The sequence below is a fragment of the Microbacterium sp. CCNWLW41 genome (genome assembly GCF_037083505.1).
On sequence record NZ_JBAOJP010000005.1, the window covers coordinates 393,427 to 413,210 of the forward strand.

Consider the following 19,784-nt stretch of genomic DNA (forward strand, 5'->3'; position numbering starts at 1 on the left):
CGGATGCCACGCCCTCACGCTACCCGCATCCCCCGTCGGCGGCTCACGCCGTGGGGATCTGCACGATCGGCTGGGACGACGGCTCGCCGGTCGGCGAGCCGCCCTGCGGCTCGACGGTGATCGCGATCACATCACCCGACTCGACGGCGCCGTCCAGCAGCGCGGTCGTGGTCAGGCCCTCGGGGTCGAAGGTGCCGGCCGACTCGGCCGCCCCGTCGCGGACGAACCACATCTCGTAGGTCTCGTCGTCGGCGATCTGCGGCAGCCCCTGCGAGACCAGCACCGCCTTGCCGACCGACTCGGACCAGTGGGCCGTCGCGGAGCCGCCCTCGACGACGTCGACGGTGGCCGACTGGGCGTCGGGCGCCCCTTCGATCTCCTGCAGCGCGACCACCGCGGGCGGCCGGTTGAGATAGTCGTTGACCATCGCGGCGCCGAGCCCGAGCGCCACGAGCAGCACCATCGAGGCGGCGAGCGCGACGATGCCCCGCGTCCAGTTGCGGCGGGAGACCGCCTGGATCGTCGCAGTGGTGGGCGGAGGCTCCGTCGCCCGGCCGGAGGCGGGGGCATCCGCGGGCTGCGCAGGCGCGCGGGCGCCGGCGGGTGCGTCGTCGTCGGGGCCGGGCGCCTCGGCCGACGCAGGTTCTTCCGCGCCGGCCCGGGGCCACGCGCCCACCGGCGCGGCGGCCGCGGCGACCGACGCGTCGATCGACGGAAGCTGCGGGGTCGTCGCGATGCGCGCGAGCAGCGTGGAACGCAGCGTGAGCGGAGGAAGGGCGTCCGGTACGTCGTCGGCGAGCGAGGCGACGGTGGCGGCATCCGCCCGGACCCAGTGCTCCCACTCCGGGTGCTCGCGACGCGCCACGTCGAATGCCGCGCGATCGGCCGGCGACAGCGCGTTCAGCGCAGCTCCTGCTGCCAGCTCGGCGAACTCCTGCTCGTCCATCACGCGGTCACCCCCATCTCGACCCTCAGGCGGGACAGTCCGTCCCGCATCCTCGTCTTCACCGTCCCCAGCGGCGCGCCCACCAGGGTCGCGATCTCGCTCTGACTGTAACCCCCGTAATACGCGAGGGTCAGCGCCTCCCGCTGCGCCTCGGGGAGGGCGGAGAGCGCGCTGGCGACCCTCTCCCCCTCGATGCGCAGCTCGACCTGCTCGGAGACCCCGTCATGGGCCACATCCAGGTCCCGGAAGCCCGCACGCACATCACGGTCCGTGCTCGCCTGCGATGAACGCACGCGATCGACGGCCCGGCGATGCGCGATCGTGAGCACCCACGACCTCCCTTGCCCTCTGTTCGGAGCGAACCGGGAGGCGGATTGCCAGACCTCGAGGAAGACCTCCTGCAGGACCTCCTCGCTCTGGGAGCGATCCACGAGGACGCGGAGGATGAGGCCGAAGACCCGCGGCGACAGCAGGTCGTACACGCGCGCGAACGCCGTCTGGTCCCCGGCTGCCACCTGCTGGAGAAGGGCGCCGATGCGGTCGACGGGCTCGGTGCCGTCCTCCGGCACGTCGATTCCGTCGATCACCACGTCCACCAGCATGCCAAACTCCTCCCCCTTTGTCGGTGCGCGCGACGGCCCGATCGTGAATGAGTACACTTCCGCCCCCGCTGACACGGCGGTGGCGGCATCCGATTCCGTCCAATCCGATCCGGGAAGCCTTCCGAACAGTCCGTGCAGCCGCTTCTGCGGCCCGCCCCCCACCGGGGTCCACCAGATCGCGGCCCGACGGCCGCACGCAGGAGGAAGACATGTCTCGCATCACCAGGAAGCGCCTCTCAGCAGGGCTCACCCTCGCGGTCGCCGCGACGTTCGCACTGTCGGCGTGCTCGATGGGCGCCGCGACGGAGGCCGAGCCCTCCGCCGAGCCCTCGGCGCCCGCCATGGAGGAGACCGAGGAGCCGATGACGGCCGACCCGGCCGGGAATCTGGTCGGGCCCGGCTGCGCCGACTACGCCGAGGCTGTTCCCGACGGCGCCGGCTCGATCGAGGGCATGTCGGCCGACCCCGTCGCGGTCGCGGCATCCAACAACCCGCTGCTGACGACGCTCGTCTCGGCGGTCAGCGGTCAGCTCAACCCCGAGGTCGACCTCGTCGACACGCTCAACGGCGACGAGTTCACGGTGTTCGCGCCCGTCGACGACGCGTTCGCCGCGATCGACCCCGCCACGATCGAGTCGCTCAAGACCGACACCGCGACGCTGACGTCGATCCTCACCTACCACGTGGTGCCCGGACAGATCGAGCCGGCCGACATCGCCGGGACCCACACGACCGTGCAGGGCGCGGACCTCGAGGTGACCGGCGACGGCGAGATGTGGATGGTCAACGACGCCAACGTCATCTGCGGCGGCGTCCAGACCGCCAACGCCGTGGTCTACCTCATCGACTCGGTCCTGATGCCGCCGGCTCAGTGACCGACCGCCGGCCTCGGCCGGCATGCAGGGGGGTGCGAGGCCGCCGACGTTCTGTCGGCGGCCTCGTGGCGCGCTGCTTGCATGCCCGCGCCCATCCGTCAAGTCCTTATCGGCTTCTCCGCGGTGCGCCTACCGTGAGAGCAGTCCGAAGTCGCGCCGGAGGGGTCCGGACGCCGGACGGGAGGGGCATGTGACAGACCTGCGCGAGTCGGGCGAAGTCTCGACAGGCGAACTGCTGGACAATCGCTACGTCCTGCAGGAGCGGATCGGCGAGGGCGGAATGGCGCGCGTGTACCGCGCCGACGACACGCACCTCCAGCGTTCCGTCGCGGTCAAGGTCTTCCGCGAGCCCACCGACGGCATCGACTCCGTCCAGCGGGCGCTGTCGGAGACGACGCTCCTCGCCTCCCTCAGCCATCACTCGCTCGTCACGGTCTTCGATGCGCGCATCGGCACGGACGACGCCAGCTATCTGGTCATGGAGCACGTCGACGGCATCACGCTGCGCGACCTGATCGCCCGAGGCCCCGTCGACCCGAGGATCGTCGCGTCGGTCGCGATCGACGTCGCGGAGGGCCTGCACGTCGCGCACGAGCACGGGGTCGTCCACCGCGACATCAAGCCCTCGAACGTCCTGCTGTGGGAGTCGCCGAGGCCCGGGTGGGAGTGGCGAGCCAAGCTGGCCGATTTCGGCATCGCGTACCTCACGGACTCCGCCCGCGTGACGACGCCCGGCGTCATCGTCGGCACCATGGCCTACGTCGCCCCCGAGCAGGCGCAGGGCGCGGTCCCCGCCGCGCCGGCCGACATCTACGCGTTCGGCCTCCTGCTGATCGAGGCGCTGACCGGCGAGCGGCCGTTCGGCGATGCGGAGGGCATCGGCACCGTCGTCGCCCGGCTGTCTGCGGCTCCCAGCATCCCGGAGACCCTGCACCCGGCATGGCAGGGGCTGCTGCGCGGCATGACCGCCATCCGCCCGGACGATCGGCCCACGGCGCTCGAGGTCGTATCGGCCGCATCCCGACTGGCCGCGATGGAGAACACCATCGCCCGCGAGAAGGCGGACCCGTCCACCGCGCCGGTCGCGACGCCTGTCGCCGCGACTCCTGTTGCCGCCTCCGTCGGGACGTCCGCCGCAGCGCCCGTCGCCGCGAATCCCACCACCGGCCCCACCCAGGCCTTCGTCCAACCCACGCCCGCGGCGGCAGCGGCCACGCCCGCCGAACGAGGAGCTCTCCGCCGCGATGCCCGCATCGCCGCCGTCGCCGCAGCGGCGGCGTCACCGCAGACGGATGCCGCGGCATCCGTCCTGCCAACCGTCCCGGACGAGGATCGCCGGCCCTCTCGCCGTGCCGTGGTGATCGGAGCGATCGTCGCGGCCCTGCTCGTGCTCGGGCTCGTCCTCGGGGTGCTCTGGCTGTCCTCCGCATGGTCGGCCCTGCCGGAGCCTGCGCCGACGGCACCCGCCGAGGAGCAGCCCGCACCGGCGCCGACGGAGGATACGCCCGCCGAGGAAGCACCGGCCGAAGAGGAGCCGGCCGCTCCCGTTGAGCAGGCGCCGGTGGAGCAGGCGCCCGCCGAGGACGTGCAGCCGGTCGAGACCGGCGGAGGCGGGACCGACAACAGCGGGCCCGGCAACAACAACGGCAACGGCAACGGCAACGGCCCGGGCAGCAACAGCGGCAACGGCAAGGGCAACCGCTGACGGCGGTTACCCGTTTTTCGCTCGACGCATCGCCTCAGAACGCCAGTTGGCCCCGCCGCGCTCCAGGGTCACGATCGCGTGACAGTTGCGGCACCGCACATCGCACTTGGCGATCTCCTCCTCGATCTTGGCGATGCTGAAGCCCTCGCGCACCATCGCCATCACATCCTTCCGCTTCGCCGTGCCGGGTCGGTGATCGAAGTCGAGGACCCGGAGATCGGTGTTGCCGCAATCGACGCAGGCATGCTCCGCGAGGTAGTCGGCGAGGAAGACCTTGGATTCCATGCGACGCCTCGCCGTGCGCGCGACGATGACCTGTACGTGCCGCTCACGGTTGCGCGCATAGTATGCGCGGGAGGATTCGCGATTGCAGTCTCGGCAAACCTCCTGGAGGCCGTCGGGACGAGCGGACTTACGGTTGAAATCGGCCAGCGGCTTGACCTGATGGCAGGTTCCGCAGCGCTTGAGCACCTCGTCACCCTCCTCGCCTGCCTCCGTCCGGAGCACACCGCCGATGGTAGAGCGGGCCACCGACGTGCCCGGTACCAAGAGGCATTGCTAGGGTGGGAACGCCCCTATAGCTCAGTTGGTTAGAGCAACGGACTTCAACAACAAAATGGAGCGCCGGCGCAGAAATGCGTCGGATGACCGCCGCTATATGCTGGAACACCCTGATAGCCCGAGGTACTCGCCACGTGTCTGAACGACACCTGGCAGTGAAAATCCGAGGGATTGGGCAATCAGCAGGTAACCGCAAGGGAACCTCAGAGACTACACGCGGCGCACCTGACCGGCCCGGCCGAAGGTGAAGATATAGTCCAGACTGCAAGCCGGAGACGGTGGCTGGGGAAACTCAGTGCAGCAGGTTAATCCGTGGGTCCAGGGTTCGAGCCCCTGTGGGGGCACCACGCCGTCTCGGCTCCTTGCGCCACGCGCCTCATGCCACGCGCCTGGCCCGCCCCTCTGGCGCGTTGGGCAGGCCATTCGCTAGGGTCCGTGGCATGACGCCCCAGATCGGTGTGGACGGGCCGGCTTCCGATGCGCTGCTGGCGGCAGGGCGCTTCTTCACCAGATGGGACCAGACCGCCGATCACCGCGCGGCGTTCCTGGAGGGCGGGCGCGAGGGCGACGCCTTCTACCGCGACCGATGGAGTCACGACAAGGTCGTGCGCTCGACGCACGGCGTGAACTGCACGGGCTCATGTTCGTGGAAGGTGTACGTCAAGGACGGCATCATCACGTGGGAGGCCCAGGAGACCGACTACCCGAGCGTCGGGCCCGACCGTCCCGAGTACGAGCCCCGCGGCTGCCCCCGCGGGGCTGCGTTCTCGTGGTACACCTACTCGCCGACCCGCGTCCGCTACCCGTACGTCCGCGGCGTGCTGCTCGAGGAGTACCGGGCCGCCAAGGCGCGCGGCAACGACCCCGTCGAAGCGTTCGGCGAGATCACGAAGGACCCCGAGAGGCGCCGCCGCTATCAGCGGGCCCGCGGCAAGGGCGGGCTCGTGCGCGCGTCGTGGCACGAGGCGGTCGAGCTCGTCGCGGCCGGCTACGTCCACACCATCAAGGAGTACGGACCCGACCGGGTCGCCGGCTTCTCGCCCATCCCGGCGATGTCGATGGTCTCGCACTGCATCGGCACGCGCTTCACGCAGCTGGTCGGCGGGGTCATGACGTCGTTCTACGACTGGTACGCCGACCTGCCCGTCGCGAGCCCGCAGGTCTTCGGCGATCAGACGGACGTTCCCGAGTCCGGCGACTGGTGGGACGCCACGTACCTCATGATGTGGGGCTCGAACGTGCCCGTCACCCGCACGCCCGACGCGCACTGGATGGCGGAGGTGCGCTATCGCGGCACGAAGGTCGTGACGGTGAGCCCCGACTACGCCGACAACACGAAGTTCGCCGACGAGTGGCTGCCCTGCCAGGCGGGCACCGACGCGGCGCTGGCGATGGCGATGGGGCACGTCGTGCTGAAGGAGAACTACGTCGACCGCCGTGTGCCGTTCTTCGCCGACTTCGCCCGGCAGTACACCGACCTCCCCCACCTCGTCCGTCTCGTCGAGCGAGACGGCGCCTTCGTGCCGGGGAGGTTCCTCACTTCGAAGGACCTCGGCGGCGACACCCCCGAGGACGCGTGGAAGACGGTGGTGCTGGATGCCGCGACCGGCGGACCGCGCGTCCCCAACGGATCGATGGGCTTCCGGTACGCCGCGTCGGGTGAGGGCCGCTGGAACCTCGATCTCGAGGGCGTCGAGCCGGCGCTGTCGATCGCCGACCTCGGCACGCCGGGCGAGCCGGTCGAGGTGCTGCTCCCCCGCTTCGACTCGGCGGACGGGTCGGGCGGGGTGCTGCGCCGCGGGGTTCCCGCGACCCGCGTCGACGGCATCCTCGTCACGACCGTGCTCGACCTCATGCTCGCCCAGTACGGCGTCGCGCGCGACGGGCTGCCCGGCGAATGGCCGTCGGGGCTCGACGACGCCGAGACGCCGTACACGCCCGCCTGGCAGGAGGAAATCACCGGCGTGCCCGCGCAGGCGTGCACGCGCATCGCGCGGGAGTTCGCAGCCAACGCCGTCGAGTCCGGCGGCCGCTCGATGATCATCATGGGCGCCGGGATCTGCCAGTGGTTCCACGGGGATGCCACGTACCGGGCGATCCTCGCGCTGCTGATCCTGACGGGGTCGATGGGCCGCAACGGCGGCGGCTGGGCGCACTACGTCGGGCAGGAGAAGTGCCGCCCGATAACCGGCTGGCTCTCGCTCGCGAACGCCCTGGACTGGTCCAGGCCGCCCCGCACGATGATCGGCACGGCCTACTGGTACATGCACACCGACCAGTGGCGCTTCGACGGGTACTCCGCCGATGCCCTCGCCTCGCCCCTGGCCGAGGGCAACCTCGCCGGCATGCACACCGCCGACACGATCGCCCAGTCCGCGCGCCTGGGCTGGATGCCGTTCTACCCGCAGTTCGACGTCAACCCGCTCGACCTCGCCGATCGCGCCGATGCGGCGGTGGCGAACGGGGAGGCGGCGGATGCGGCATCCTTCGTCGCCTCGCAGCTCCAGTCCGGCGACCTGCAGCCGGCGATCTCCGACGTCGACGCCCCGCAGAACTGGCCGCGTCTGCTCACGCTGTGGCGGTCCAACCTCATGGGCTCCAGCGCGAAGGGCAACGAGTACTTCCTGAAGTACCTGCTCGGCACGCACAGCAACGTCATGGCCACCGACGAGGCGAGTGTGCGGCCGAACGACGTCGCCTGGCGCGACGAGATCCCCGAGGGCAAGCTCGACCTGCTGGTGTCGGCCGACTTCCGCATGACCTCGACGACCCTGCTGTCGGACGTCGTCTTCCCCGCGGCCACCTGGTACGAGAAGCACGACCTGTCGTCGACCGACATGCACCCGTTCGTGCACGCGTTCACCCCGGCGATCGACCCGCCCTGGGAGGCGAAGAGCGACTTCGACCTGTTCCACGCGATCGCCGAGGAGTTCTCGGCGCAGGCGCGCACCCACCTCGGCACCCGCCGCGACCTGGTGTCGGTGCCGATGCAGCACGACACGCCCGGTGAGACGTCGCAGCCGGGCGGGGAGGTGCGCGACTGGGCGCGCGGGGACGGCGCCGGCGTCCCGGGCAGGACCATGCCGCAGTTCACGGTGGTCGAACGGGACTACACCGCGATCGCCGACAAGCTCGCCGCCGTCGGGCCGCTGGCCGACACGCTCGGGTTCACGATCAAGAACGTGACCTACGACGTCGCGCACGAGGCCGTGCGACTGGCGCAGAAGAACGGGGTGATGCTCGGCGGCGCGGCCGACGGCCGCCCCGCGATGGACACCGACGTCAAGATGGCCGAGGCGATCCTCGCCTTCTCGGGCACGACCAACGGCGAGCTGGCCGCCCAGGGGTTCCGCACGCTGGAGAAGCGCGTCGGCAAGCCCCTCGCCGACCTCGCCGAGGGCTCCGAGGAGAAGCGGATCACGTTCGCGATGACGCAGGCGGCGCCCGTGCCGGTGATCACGTCACCGGAGTGGTCGGGCTCCGAGAGCGGCGGGCGGCGGTATGCGCCGTTCACGGTGAACATCGAGCGCCTGAAGCCGTTCCACACCCTCACCGGCCGCATGCACTTCTACCTCGACCACGCGTGGATGCGCGATCTCGGCGAGGCGCTGCCGATCTACCGCCCGCCCCTGGACATGCACCGGCTGTTCGGCGAGCCCAAGCTCGGTCCGGACGGTGCGCAGCAGGTGGTGGTGCGCTACCTCACTCCGCACTCCAAGTGGTCGATCCACTCGGAGTACCAGGACAACCTCTTCATGCTGTCGCTGTCGCGCGGCGGCCCGACGGTGTGGATGAGCCCCGCGGATGCCGCGGCCATCGGCGCCGCCGACAACGACTGGGTCGAGTGCGTCAACTCGAACGGCGTGCTCGTGGCGCGGGCGGTCGTGTCGCACCGCATGCCCACGGGCGTGGTCTACGTGCACCACGCGCAGGAGCGCACGATCGACGTGCCCAAGTCCGAGGCGACCGGCCGGCGCGGCGGCATCCACAATTCCGTCACGAGGCTGCTGGTCAAGCCCACGCACCTCATCGGCGGGTACGCGCAGCTGTCGTACGCGTTCAACTATCTGGGACCGACGGGGAACCAGCGCGACATGGTGGCGACGGTGCGCCGCCGCTCGCAGGAGGTGGTGTTCTGATGCGCGTGATGGCCCAGATGGGCATGGTGATGAACCTGGACAAGTGCATCGGATGCCACACCTGCTCGGTCACGTGCAAGCAGGCGTGGACGAACCGGGCAGGCACCGAGTACGTGTGGTTCAACAACGTCGAGACGCGCCCCGGCCAGGGCTATCCCCGCCGCTACGAGGACCAGGAGCAGTGGCGCGGCGGCTGGACGCTCAACAAGCGCGGCCGGCTGTCGCTGCGCACCGGCAGCCGCCTGAAGCGCCTCCTCACGATCTTCTCCTCGCCCGTGCAGCCGAAGCTCGAGGACTACTACGAGCCCTGGACCTACGACTACGAGACGCTCATCGACGCGCCCCTGGGCGACGACTTCCCGGTCGCCCGGCCGAAGTCCCTCATCACCGGCGAGGACACGAAGATCACGTGGTCGGCGAACTGGGACGACGACCTCGGCGGGGCCTCGGAGATGGGACACCTCGATCCCATCGTCCAGCGCGTGCGGCGCGAGTCCGAAGACAAGATCAAGCTGCAGTTCGAGAAGACGTTCATGTTCTACCTGCCCCGGATCTGCGAGCACTGTCTCAATCCGTCGTGCATGGCTTCGTGCCCGTCGGGCGCGATCTACAAGCGCGCCGAGGACGGCATCGTGCTCGTCGATCAGGACCGCTGCCGCGGCTGGCGCCAGTGCATCACCGGCTGCCCGTACAAGAAGATCTACTTCAACCACAAGACCGGCAAGGCCGAGAAGTGCACGCTGTGCTACCCGCGCCTCGAGGTCGGCATCCCGACGGTCTGCTCCGAGACGTGCGTCGGACGACTGCGCTACCTCGGCCTGTTCCTCTACGACGCCGACCGCGTCACCGAGGCTGCCTCCACGCCCGATCCGAAGGATCTCTACGAGGCGCAGCTCGACCTCATGCTGGACCCGAACGACCCCGAGGTGATCGCGGCGGCCCGCGCGCAGGGCGACATCCCCGAGGACTGGATGGATGCCGCCCGCCGCTCCCCCGTCTACGCCCTGGCGAAGACCTACAAGGTGGCGCTGCCGCTGCACCCCGAGTACCGCACGATGCCGATGGTCTGGTACATCCCGCCGCTGTCGCCGATCGTCGACCTGCTGCGCGACCAGGGCCACGACTCGGAGGCCGCCGGCACGCTGTTCGGAGCCATCGAGGCGCTGCGCATCCCGGTCGAGTACCTGGCCGAGCTCTTCACCGCCGGCGACACCGACGTCATCACCGGCGTCCTGTGGCGCCTGGCGGCCATGCGCTCGTACCTGCGCGACATCACGCTCGACCGCGAGCGCGACGAGTCCATCCCCGCGGCCGTCGGCATGACCGGCGAGTCGATCTACGCGATGTACCGGCTCCTCGCGATCGCGAAGTACGAGGACCGCTACGTGATCCCGACCGCCCACTACGAGCGGGCGCACGAGCTCGAGGAGCTCGGGTGCTCGCTCGACTTCGACGGCGGGCCGTACGGCAACGAGCCGGGCATGTTCGGCGAGGCCAGCGGCCGGCCGGTGCCGGTCGCGGTCGAGACCTTCCATGCCCTCAAGGAGCGACAGACCTCCGACGCCGCGGCGAGCGACGAGTCGCTGCGAGGCCGTGTGAACCTCCTGAACTGGGACGGCAACGGCGCGCCGCCCGGCCTGTTCCCCCCTCGGGACCAGGGGACGGATGCCGCTGCCGGAGGCGCTCCGTGAACGTCCGGGTGGTCTACCAGGCGGCGTCGCTGTGCCTGAGCTACCCCGACGACGGCGTGCTGGGGTCGTCGGCGCTGATCGGCCGGGCCGTGAGCGAAGCGGCGCCGCGGGCCGCGGCATCCTTCGCCCCTGTGCTCGAATGGTGGGCGAACACCCCGGCCGCCGACGTGCAGGCCGCGTACGTCGACACGTTCGACATGTCGCGTCGCCACGCGCTGTATCTCAGCTACTGGACCGACGGCGACACCCGCCGGCGCGGTGCCGTGCTGGCCGATCTGAAGCGCCGCTACCGCGAAGCGGGGCTGGCGATCGACGGCACGGGCGAGCTGCCCGACTTCCTGCCGCTCGTGCTCGAGTTCGCCCGGCATGCGCCCGGCGAGGGGGCCGCCCTGCTGCAGGAGTATCGCCCGAGCCTGGAGCTCATCCGGCTGGCGCTCGGCGAGCGCGGATCGCCGTACGCCGGCGTGGTGGCCGCGGTGTGCGACACCCTCCCCGGCCGCTCCCCCGCGGACCGCCAGCAGGCGATGGCGATGGCCGCCGCCGGACCGCCGCGCGAGTCGGTCGGGCTCGACGCGCATGACCCGCGGCTCCTGCCGCTCGAGCCGGTCGGGAGGCGCTGATGGAGCTCTTCCTGTGGGGCATCCTGCCGTACCTCATGGTCGCGGTGCTCATCGGCGGCACGGTCTGGCGCTACCGCTACGACCAGTTCGGCTGGACGACGCGCTCCTCGCAGCTGTACGAGTCGCGGCTGCTGCGCATCGGCTCGCCGCTGTTCCACTTCGGGATCCTCGTCGTGATCATCGGGCACGTCGTGGGGCTCGTCATCCCGAAGGCGTGGACCGACGCGCTCGGCGTCTCGGAGGACATGTACCACCTCGCCGCGCTCGGCCTGGGGACGGTGGCCGGCTTCGCCACGCTCGTCGGGGTCGGCATCCTGATCTATCGCCGCCGCACCACCGGACCGGTGTTCATGGCGACGACGAAGAACGACAAGACCATGTACGTCGTGCTGGTGGCGGCGATCGTCGCGGGCCTGGCCACGACGGTGCTGAGCGTCATCGGCCCGCCGCACGAGACGACGTACCGCGAGACGGTGGCCCCGTGGTTCCGGTCGCTGTTCGTGTTCCAGCCGGACATCGCGGCGATGAGCCATGCGACGCTCGACTTCCAGATCCACACCGTCATCGGCATGGTGCTCTTCATGATCTGGCCGTTCACGCGGCTCGTGCACGCATTCACGGCGCCGGTGCACTACCTCTTCCGCCCGTACATCGTCTACCGCTCGCGGGACGGGCGACCGACGACGGCGCGCGGCATCCGCCGCGGCTGGGCGCCCGTGGGCACCACCGACCGCACTCCCGACCGCAAGGCCTCGACCACGGGCAAGACCGGAGGACGACGATGACCACGGATGCTGCCGCCACCGCCGCGACGGGCACTCGAGAGCTGCCGGGCCGCACGAAGAACCTCCTCCTCGCCCTGCTGGCGTTCACCATCACGTTCTGGGCGTGGAACATGGTCGCGCCGCTCGCGGTGCAGTACACCGCCGAGATGGGACTGACGTCGACGGAGGCCTCGCTCCTCATCGCCACACCGGTGCTGGTCGGTTCGCTCGGCCGCATCCTCACCGGCGCGTTCACCGATCGGTTCGGCGGCCGACTCATGTTCACGATCCTGACCGCGGCGTCGGCCGTGCCCGTCGTGCTCGTCGCACTGGCGGGCGTGTGGGGGTCGTACGCGCTCATGATCGCCTTCGGCTTTCTGCTCGGTATCGCCGGCACGACCTTCGCGATCGGCATCCCCTTCGTCAACGCCTGGTACGAGCCCGCCAAACGCGGCTTCGCCACGGGCCTCTTCGGCGCCGGTATGGGCGGCACCGCGCTGTCGTCGTTCTTCACCCCGCGCATGGTCGCGTGGTTCGGCTACGTCGCGACGCACATCATCATCGCTGTCGCCCTTCTGGTGGTCGCGGTCATCGTGTGGCTGTTCATGCGTGACTCGCCGCTGTGGAAGCCGAACACCGCGCCGGTCATGCCGAAGCTCAAGGCCGCGTCGAAGCTCGCCGTCACGTGGCAGATGGCGTTCCTGTACGCGGTGACGTTCGGCGGCTTCGTGGCCTTCTCGACGTACCTGCCGACCTACCTCAAAGAGGTCTACGGGTACGACCTCGCCGACGCCGGCGCGCGCACCGCGGGCTTCGCGATCGCGGCGGTGATCGCCCGGCCCGTCGGCGGCTGGCTGTCGGACCGCATCGGACCGGCGACCGTGCTCAGCATCTCGCTCGGCGGCGCCGCGGTGATGGCCGTCGTGATCGCCCTCCAGCCGCCTCCCGAGCTGGCGGCGGGAGCATCGTTCGTGCTGATGGCCCTGTTCCTCGGCCTCGGCACCGGCGCGGTGTTCACGTGGGTCGCGCAGCGCGCCCCCTCCGAACGGGTCGGCACGGTCACCGGCATCGTCGGCGCCGCCGGCGGACTCGGCGGCTACTTCCCGCCGCTCGTCATGGGCGCGACGTACAACGCGGAGGCCCACAGCTACACGATCGGGCTCAGCCTGCTGTGCCTCACCGCCCTCGTGGCGCTGGGCTTCGTGATCTTCCTGGCACGGCGAGATCGCCGGGCCGCGTCCTAGCCGGGCACAGCATCGGAGGTCGCGAGCGCCACGCCGGGTCGGCGGCCGGGCGCTCGGCGTGTCGGCGGAAACCTCCGACGCTGTGCACGCCGCCCGCCCGACGCCGGGTCACCTACCGCCCGGTGAGACCGGATTCCGCCAGCTCGGCTCCCGCGTGCGCCAACTCGGCCAGGGCCGCGTCGCTGGATTCGGCGGCGACGCCCGCGACGAGGTCGGTGAGGATGCGCACGTGCCGTCCGTGCTCGATCGCGTCGAGTGCCGACGCGCGCACGCAGTAGTCGGTCGCGATGCCGGCGATGTCGACGTCCACCACGCCGTTCTCCTCGAGCAGGTGCGCGACCGTCTCGCCGTCGTCGGTCGTGCCTTCGAACAGCGAGTACGCCGGCACGCCCTGCCCCTTCTTGACGTGGTGCGTCACCGCCGACGTGTCGAACCCCGGGTCGTACTCCGCCCCCTCGGTGCCGCCCACGCAGTGCACCGGCCACGTGTCGACGAAGTCGGGCTCCGAGTGGAAGTGCCCCCCGTTGTCGCCCTCGGCGTGGTGCCAGTCACGCGAAGCGACGATCACGGCGTAGTCCTCGGCGTGGGTGACGAGGAACTCGGTGATGCGCTGCGCGACGGCGTCACCGCCTTCCACTCCGAGCGCACCCCCCTCGGTGAAGTCGTTCTGGACGTCGACGATGAACAGCGCCTTGCTCATGGTTCGAGCGTACGCCGGTCCTCCGGACCGCGCCGCCAGAGCTTCGAGGGCCACCAGATCGCCCTGCCGATGTCGTACGAGAGCGCCGGCACCAGCAGCGAGCGCACGATGAAGGTGTCCAGCAGCACGCCGAAGGCGACGATGAAGGCGATCTGCGCGAGGAACAGGATCGGGATGACGCCGAGCGCCGCGAACGTCGCCGCGAGCACCAGTCCCGCCGACGTGATGACGCCGCCTGTCGCCACGAGGCCACGCAGGATGCCCGGCCGCGTGCCGTGGACCAGCGACTCCTCGCGCACGCGCGACATCAGGAAGATGTTGTAGTCCACGCCGAGCGCCACCAGGAACACGAAGCCGAAGAGCGGCACCGCCGGGTCGGCTCCGGGGAATCCGAAGACGTTGTTGAAGACGAGGGCGCTCACCCCCAGCGCCGTCGCGAACGACAGGATGACGGTGGCGATGAGCAGCACGGGGGCCAGCACCGAGCGCAGCAGCAGCATCAGGATCAGGAGGATCACGACGAGCACGACCGGGATGATGACGCTGCGATCGCGGGTGGACGTGTCGTTGGTGTCGATGTCGGTGGCGGTCTCGCCTCCGACGATCGCCGTACCGGCGCCGAGCGTCTCGTCGAGGTCGGCGCGGAGTTCGCGAACCTGGTCCTCGGCGGCGACGGAGTCCGCGGCATCCGTCAGCGTCCCGATCACGAGCACGTCGCCGTCCGCGACGGTCGCCTCCGGCGCCGGCGTGCCGGGCGGACCGACCGCGGTGAGCACCGCCTCGCCGTCCTCGACGGTCACCGCGGCCTGACCGGTGGGCGATTCCTCCGAGGCGACGGCGACCGAGTCGATTCCGTCGGCATCCTCCAGCACCTGCGCGGTGTCGGCCAGGTCGCCCTCGGGCACGATGACGTACACCGGCGATCCCGAACCCGCCGGGAAGTGCTCGGCGAGCACCTCCTGGCCGTCGCGGGCCTCCGAGGCTCCCAGCACGAGCTCGCTCGTGGAGACGCCGTCGGCTTTGAGCTGCGTGATGCCGAAGGCGCCGGCCAGCAGCACGATCGTGCAGGCGATCCACACCGTCCGCGCGTTGCGGGCGACGAAGCGCGCCTGCCGCGGCCACAGACCCTTCACCGGCTGAGTGAGGTCCTCGGGGATGGTCGCGAGCGGTTCCTTGGGGATGAACGGCCAGAATGCCGCGCGTCCGCACAGCGCCAGCAGTGCGGGCAGGAACGTCAGCGCCGACAGCACCGAGAAGGCGATGCCGATCGATGCGATCGGGCCCAGCGCCCGGTTGGTGGCGAGGTCCGACAGCAGGAGGCACAGCAGACCCGCGATCACGGTGCCGCCCGAGGCGAGGATGGGCTCGAACGATCCACGCCACGCCGCCAGCGTGGCATCCCACTTCCCCATCCCGGCGGCGATCGCCTCGCGGAACCGGGCGACGTACAGCAATGCGTAGTCGGTCGCCGCGCCGATCACGAGGATGAAGAGGATGCCCTGCACCTGCCCGTTGAGCACGACGATGCCCGCGTAGGCGAGCCACCACACCGTCAGCAGGGCCGCACAGAGCGCGAAGACGGAGGTCGACAGCACGAGGACGGGCAGCAGCGGAGAGCGGTACACCACCACCAGGATCAGGAAGACGGCGATGAGCGCGACGGCCAGCAGCAGCCCGTCGATGCCGAGGAAGCCCTCCGCGAGGTCGGCGGTGAAGCCCGCGGGACCAGTGACCCAGCCCTCGAGGCCCTCGGGCAGGTTCTCGGAGAGCAGCGTGCGCATCTCGTCGACGGTCTCCCCGACCTCGGCCGAGGAGTCGATGGGCACGAAGATCTGCACGGCCTCACCGTCGTCCGAGGGAACGGGCGGTGAGACGTCACCGGCGACGGCGTCGAGGGCGGCGATGTCGTCGACGACGGACTGCACCTGCGCGATCTCGTCCTCGGTCAGCTCGCCTTCTCCGGTGACGACGATCACCGCAGGGATGCTCTCCTCGCCCAGGAAGTCGGCGAGCCGCTCGTTGACCTTGGTGGCGTCGGCGCTCTCGGGCAGGAACGTCGAACGGTCATTGGAGGACACCTCGTCGACCTTGCCGAAGTAGGGCCCGCCGATCGAACCGGCCGCCAGCCAGATGAGGGTGAGGAGCACCGGGATGCCGATGCGCAGCCAGCGGGAGGGACCGCGGCGAGCTTCCTTCTGCACGTGCATATCGCTAGCCTATCTAGCGAAATAAGTTTGCTGCGACCCGTACGAGTCCACGCTTCTACGCTGATTCACGATGCTGCCCGCCGCCGTCGCCCTCCTCGGCGCGCTGACCTACGGCGCGATGCGGCGGCCAACGCGCTCATCCTGCTCGCGCTGAGAACGGGCGACCTCGCCGTCGTGTCGGCGCTCACCGCCCTGTATCCGGCCGGCACCATCATCCTGGCCTCCGTCGTGCTGCGCGAGCGCGTCGCCGCGGTTCAGTGGGTGGGGCTGGGACTCGCGTTGACGGCCGGCGGTCTGCTCGCGATCGCGTGACGCCCGCAGGTCGGGCGCACCCGGGCTCAGCCGCGGACGAACAGCATGATCAGCGACGTGGCCAGCGCGACCACGCCGAGGCCGAGCAGGCCCATCGCCAGCCGCGCCACCGCCCGCACGGCAGGCGAACCCTGGGTCAGCCGCATCCGGTCGAGGGACCCCCGTCGCACGAACACGTCCGCCGTGTCGGCGTCGCCGATCTCGTGCTCCTGCTCGTGGGTGAGGTGGGCCTCGCCCACTCCGCCTTCGTCGTCGAACCAGCGGGCGACGCGTCCGTGCGGCGACTCCTCGACGACGGCGCGCGCCGGGACCCACGTGCCGTCGAAGAGGTACATGATGAGCGCCACGCCCGCGAGCAGGGCGCCCAGGCCGAAGCCGATCCACGAGAAGATCTCGGCGAGGGCGTCGATCGCCTGGGGCACCGCACCACCGTCCTTCGGATACGGAAAACGGCCGCCGCGGCGGCCGCTTCCGGTTCTGAGCCACCTAAGGGAATCGAACCCTTGACCTATTCATTACGAGTGAATCGCTCTGCCGACTGAGCTAAGGTGGCGCGCCCCGCTTGCGCGATGCACAAGCAACGATCTTACAGCCTCCGGCGGGTGCTCGCGAACCACGGCCCTCGTCTCACTCGCACCGCAGACCGTCCTCGGGAGGCGTGCCCTCGAGGAGATAGGTCTCGACCGCGGCGTCGACGCAGCTGTTGCCCTTGTTGTAGCCGGTGTGCCCCTCGCCCACGCGCGTCACGAGCACACCCGACGAGAGCTGATCGGCAAGCGATACCGACCACTCGTACGGTGTCGCCGGATCGTTGGTGGTGCCGACCACGACGATGGGCGCGGCGCCCTCGGCGGCGATGGGCTCGCGGACGCCGGTGGCCGGGTACGGCCAGACCTCGCACGGATCGGGGCCCTCCCAGTACGGCGCGATCGTCGGCGCCTCGGCGGCGAGCAGGGCCTCCGCCGCGGCCTCGGCCTCCGGTGTCGCGTCCACCGGGTAGTCCATGCAGTTGTACGCCCGGAAGGCCTCGGTCTGATTGTTGAGGTACGTGCCGTCCTCGCGGTCGTAGTAGATGTCGGCCAGCTGGAAGGCCGCGGCGGGATCGCCGGCAAGCGTCTCAGCCAGCGCGAACGTCAGGAAGCTCCAGCTGTCGGGCGAGTACAGCGCTGCGACGATCGCGGTCATGAGCGTGTCGGCGCCCAGCAGGCGGCCGTCGGCGCCCGGCAGCGGATCGCGGTCGACCGCGGCCAGGAGCGTGCCGAGGTCGGCCATCGCCTCGTCCACCGTCCCTCGGAAGGGACACTCGTCGTCCTGGAGGCAGTCGGCCATGTACGCCCGCAGCGCAGACTCGAAGCCGAGACCCTGGGTGAGGCCCACGTCGATCCCGGGGATCGACGGATCGATGGCGCCGTCGAGCACGAGGCGCCCCACCTTGTCGGGGAACAGCTTGGCGTAGGTCGCTCCCAGGAAGGTGCCATAGGAGTAGCCGAGGTAATTCAGCTCGGTGTCGCCGAGCACCGCGCGGATCAGATCCATGTCGCGGGCGGCGTTCTCGGTGGTGATGTACGGCAGGATGCCGTCGCTGTTCGCCTCGCACGCCTCGGCGAAGTCCGTGTGGGCCGCAAGAAGCTCGTCCGTCCAGGCCTCGGAGCCGCGCTCGCCTTCCGGGATGTCGAACAGGTAGGCGTCCATGTCGGTGTCGTCGTAGCAGGTCACCGCCGTCGACTCCCCGACCCCGCGGGGGTCGAACCCGATCGTGTGGAACTCCTGGCGCACGGGGTCGCTCACCGCGAAGGACACCGAGTCCCGCACCAGCGAGACGCCGCTCGCCCCGGGGCCGCCCGGGTTCGTCAGGAGCGAGCCGATCGGCTCGCCCGCGCCCTCGGCGCGGCTGCGGATGAGGGCCAGCTCGATCTCGCCCTTCGTGGGGTCCGCCCAGTCCAGCGGCGCCGTCACCGTGGTGCAGTCGAAGTCGTCGCACGCGGTCCAATCGAGCGTCTGCGAGTAGAAGGGAAGCAGCTCGGGCGCCACCCCGGCGACATCGGGCGACTCGCTGGTCGCCGGCCGGGGGGTCGCATCGGGGATGGTCGCGTAGAGGCAGCCGCTCAGCGCGAGGGCGGCCGCGACGAGGCCGGCGAGGACCGTGGCGCCCTTCGACAGGCTCCGGGACCGAGGGCGGGGGCGGGTGCGGGTCACGGGGTCCTTCCGCTGGCGACGGTGATGAGCATGCTCTCGAGGGCGAGCACGGGGGCGGCGTTGAGTTCGAGGTTCTCCCGCGTCGCCGCGATCCGGTCGACGACGGCGAGCGTGCGCTCCGGCGTCCATGCGGCCGCCAGCGCGCGGAGGTCGGATTCGAGCTCGCGGTTGATGAGGTCGCCCTCGCGGCCGAACTGCAGCATGAGGGTGTCGCGGAACATCGATTCGAGGTCGGTGAGGACGCGGTCGATCCCGTCGCGCAGACTGCGTGTCGCGCGGCGCTTCTGCTCGTCCTCGAGGGCCGACAGCTGCGACCGCACCGCAGGCGGCACGGCCGCGCCCTCGGCTATGCCGAGCGTGCGCAGGAGCGTCGCGCGCTCGGCCTCGTCGCGCTCGGCGGTGAGCGCTTTGGCGTCGTCGGCCGCCGCGGCGACGATGGCGCCCGCCACCTCGACGGCGTCGCCCACACCCCGTACGCCCAGCACACCGCGCAGGGTCGCGTCGCGGCGGGCGCGGGCCGCGGCATCCGTCGCCAGACGCTGCGCCATGCCGATGTGCCGCTGCGCATGCCGGGCGGACTGCTCGGCGATCGCGGGATCGGCGCCGCTGCGCCGGACGATGAGCTCTGCGACGTCGTCGACGTCGGGTTCGCGCAGGCGCAGCGTGCGCACGCGCGAGCGGATCGTGGGCAGGAGGTCGGCGTCGCTCGGCGCGCACAGCACCCACACCGTGCGCTCGGGCGGCTCTTCGAGGGCCTTCAGCAGCACGTTGGAGGTGCGCTCCGCCATGCGATCGGCGTCTTCCATGACGATGACGCGATAGCGGCCGAGCGAGGGGGCGAAGTACGACCGCTCCACGAGCGCGCGTGCGTCCTTGATCGAGATGATGACGCCCTCGGTGCGCAGTGCGGTGAGGTCGGGGTGCGTGCCCGCGAGGACCTGCTGCATCGCGCGCTCGTCGCCGGGCTCGGCGATGAGGGCTGCGGCGAACGCGTGCGCGAGGATCGAGCGGCCCGAGCCGGGCGGGCCGGTGATGAGCCACGCGTGGGTCATCGATGCGGGGTCGGATGCCGCATCCCGCAGCGTCGCCACCGCGGCGTCCTGCCCCCACACCTCGCGCCACGGCCCGCCCAGGTCCGCGGCGTCGCGCGCATCGGGAGCGCCCGCGGCGGCGGGCTGGGTCGCGGCATCCATCCCGCCCAGCCTAACCGCCGCCTCCGACG

16 protein-coding genes and 1 tRNA gene are annotated in these 19,784 nt (G+C 70.7%); 8 read left to right on the forward strand and 9 right to left on the reverse strand.

All coding sequences use genetic code 11. From position 1 onward, the window contains the following. Nucleotides 1–43 precede the first annotated feature (43 nt). Entirely contained in the window at nt 44–946 is a 903-nt protein-coding gene (locus V6R91_RS20250) for an anti-sigma factor (protein ID WP_336396773.1), read from the reverse strand. After that, nucleotides 946–1,548 (reverse strand): ECF RNA polymerase sigma factor SigK, encoded by a 603-nt coding sequence (gene sigK / locus V6R91_RS20255; RefSeq protein WP_336396717.1) that lies wholly within the window; start codon nt 1,546–1,548, stop codon nt 946–948. The genes V6R91_RS20250 and sigK overlap by 1 nt, the downstream gene beginning before the upstream one ends. A gap of 209 nt (nt 1,549–1,757) precedes the next feature. Between sigK and V6R91_RS20260 the strand changes: the two genes are divergently transcribed. Together V6R91_RS20260 and V6R91_RS20265 are read left to right on the forward strand one after the other, a co-directional pair. Next, complete coding sequence (locus V6R91_RS20260; protein WP_336396718.1) at nt 1,758–2,423, forward strand: fasciclin domain-containing protein; 666 nt, start codon at nt 1,758–1,760, stop codon at nt 2,421–2,423. A gap of 190 nt (nt 2,424–2,613) precedes the next feature. Further along, a complete protein-coding gene (locus tag V6R91_RS20265) occupies nt 2,614–4,128 on the forward strand; it encodes a serine/threonine-protein kinase (protein WP_336396719.1) in 1,515 nt (504 codons plus the stop codon). A 6-nt stretch (nt 4,129–4,134) separates the two neighbouring features. Here the strand turns inward: V6R91_RS20265 and V6R91_RS20270 are convergent, their stop codons facing one another. Continuing rightward, nucleotides 4,135–4,635 (reverse strand): hypothetical protein, encoded by a 501-nt coding sequence (locus V6R91_RS20270; protein ID WP_336396720.1) that lies wholly within the window; start codon nt 4,633–4,635, stop codon nt 4,135–4,137. 494 nt (nt 4,636–5,129) lie between these two features. On the opposite strand from V6R91_RS20270, the gene V6R91_RS20275 reads away from it, so the two are divergent. From V6R91_RS20275 to V6R91_RS20295, 5 genes are read left to right on the forward strand one after another with little or no spacing between them, the layout of a single operon-like run. Continuing rightward, nucleotides 5,130–8,828 (forward strand): nitrate reductase subunit alpha, encoded by a 3,699-nt coding sequence (locus V6R91_RS20275; protein WP_336396721.1) that lies wholly within the window; start codon nt 5,130–5,132, stop codon nt 8,826–8,828. Further along, on the forward strand, nt 8,828–10,519 hold the full coding sequence (gene narH / locus V6R91_RS20280; protein WP_336396722.1) for a nitrate reductase subunit beta: 1,692 nt from the start codon (nt 8,828–8,830) through the stop codon (nt 10,517–10,519). Before V6R91_RS20275 ends, narH begins: the two co-directional genes overlap by 1 nt. After that, a complete protein-coding gene (narJ, locus tag V6R91_RS20285) occupies nt 10,516–11,139 on the forward strand; it encodes a nitrate reductase molybdenum cofactor assembly chaperone (protein ID WP_336396723.1) in 624 nt (207 codons plus the stop codon). The genes narH and narJ overlap by 4 nt, the downstream gene beginning before the upstream one ends. After that, nucleotides 11,139–11,924, forward strand: coding sequence for a respiratory nitrate reductase subunit gamma (gene narI, locus V6R91_RS20290; RefSeq protein ID WP_336396724.1), 786 nt, complete (start codon nt 11,139–11,141; stop codon nt 11,922–11,924). The genes narJ and narI overlap by 1 nt, the downstream gene beginning before the upstream one ends. Continuing rightward, entirely contained in the window at nt 11,921–13,147 is a 1,227-nt protein-coding gene (locus tag V6R91_RS20295) for a nitrate/nitrite transporter (protein ID WP_336396725.1), read from the forward strand. Before narI ends, V6R91_RS20295 begins: the two co-directional genes overlap by 4 nt. Before the next feature lie 112 nt (nt 13,148–13,259). Here the strand turns inward: V6R91_RS20295 and V6R91_RS20300 are convergent, their stop codons facing one another. Both V6R91_RS20300 and V6R91_RS20305 read right to left on the reverse strand, forming a co-directional pair. Continuing rightward, nucleotides 13,260–13,847 carry an isochorismatase family protein gene (locus tag V6R91_RS20300; RefSeq protein ID WP_336396726.1) on the reverse strand — a complete coding sequence of 196 codons (588 nt, stop codon included), beginning with the start codon at nt 13,845–13,847 and terminating at the stop codon, nt 13,260–13,262. Continuing rightward, nucleotides 13,844–16,054 (reverse strand): MMPL family transporter, encoded by a 2,211-nt coding sequence (locus tag V6R91_RS20305; protein ID WP_336396727.1) that lies wholly within the window; start codon nt 16,052–16,054, stop codon nt 13,844–13,846. Before V6R91_RS20305 ends, V6R91_RS20300 begins: the two co-directional genes overlap by 4 nt. On the opposite strand from V6R91_RS20305, the gene V6R91_RS20310 reads away from it, so the two are divergent. After that, nucleotides 16,049–16,366 carry an EamA family transporter gene (locus tag V6R91_RS20310; RefSeq protein WP_336396728.1) on the forward strand — a complete coding sequence of 106 codons (318 nt, stop codon included), beginning with the start codon at nt 16,049–16,051 and terminating at the stop codon, nt 16,364–16,366. The two genes, V6R91_RS20305 and V6R91_RS20310, sit on opposite strands and share 6 nt — an antisense overlap. A gap of 26 nt (nt 16,367–16,392) precedes the next feature. Here the strand turns inward: V6R91_RS20310 and V6R91_RS20315 are convergent, their stop codons facing one another. The 4 genes from V6R91_RS20315 to V6R91_RS20330 form a co-directional block, all read right to left on the reverse strand. After that, entirely contained in the window at nt 16,393–16,788 is a 396-nt protein-coding gene (locus tag V6R91_RS20315) for a hypothetical protein (protein WP_336396729.1), read from the reverse strand. A 58-nt stretch (nt 16,789–16,846) separates the two neighbouring features. Beyond that, nucleotides 16,847–16,919: transfer RNA gene (locus V6R91_RS20320), tRNA-Thr, on the reverse strand. 74 nt (nt 16,920–16,993) lie between these two features. Beyond that, nucleotides 16,994–18,562, reverse strand: a complete 1,569-nt coding sequence (locus V6R91_RS20325; RefSeq protein ID WP_336396730.1) for an alpha/beta hydrolase — start codon at nt 18,560–18,562, stop codon at nt 16,994–16,996. After that, nucleotides 18,559–19,755, reverse strand: a complete 1,197-nt coding sequence (locus tag V6R91_RS20330; protein ID WP_336396731.1) for a DNA polymerase III subunit delta' — start codon at nt 19,753–19,755, stop codon at nt 18,559–18,561. Before V6R91_RS20330 ends, V6R91_RS20325 begins: the two co-directional genes overlap by 4 nt. Nucleotides 19,756–19,784 lie beyond the last annotated feature (29 nt).

Coding starts and splice junctions, on each gene's coding strand:
- narH (WP_336396722.1), top strand. CDS start 8,828: ATGCGCGTGATGGCCCAGATGGGCATGGTGATGAACCTGGACAAGTGC.
- V6R91_RS20260 (WP_336396718.1), top strand. CDS start 1,758: ATGTCTCGCATCACCAGGAAGCGCCTCTCAGCAGGGCTCACCCTCGCG.
- V6R91_RS20275 (WP_336396721.1), top strand. CDS start 5,130: ATGACGCCCCAGATCGGTGTGGACGGGCCGGCTTCCGATGCGCTGCTG.
- V6R91_RS20250 (WP_336396773.1), bottom strand. CDS start 946: ATGGACGAGCAGGAGTTCGCCGAGCTGGCAGCAGGAGCTGCGCTGAAC.
- sigK (WP_336396717.1), bottom strand. CDS start 1,548: ATGCTGGTGGACGTGGTGATCGACGGAATCGACGTGCCGGAGGACGGC.
- V6R91_RS20300 (WP_336396726.1), bottom strand. CDS start 13,847: ATGAGCAAGGCGCTGTTCATCGTCGACGTCCAGAACGACTTCACCGAG.
- V6R91_RS20295 (WP_336396725.1), top strand. CDS start 11,921: ATGACCACGGATGCTGCCGCCACCGCCGCGACGGGCACTCGAGAGCTG.
- V6R91_RS20305 (WP_336396727.1), bottom strand. CDS start 16,054: ATGCACGTGCAGAAGGAAGCTCGCCGCGGTCCCTCCCGCTGGCTGCGC.
- V6R91_RS20330 (WP_336396731.1), bottom strand. CDS start 19,755: ATGGATGCCGCGACCCAGCCCGCCGCCGCGGGCGCTCCCGATGCGCGC.
- narI (WP_336396724.1), top strand. CDS start 11,139: ATGGAGCTCTTCCTGTGGGGCATCCTGCCGTACCTCATGGTCGCGGTG.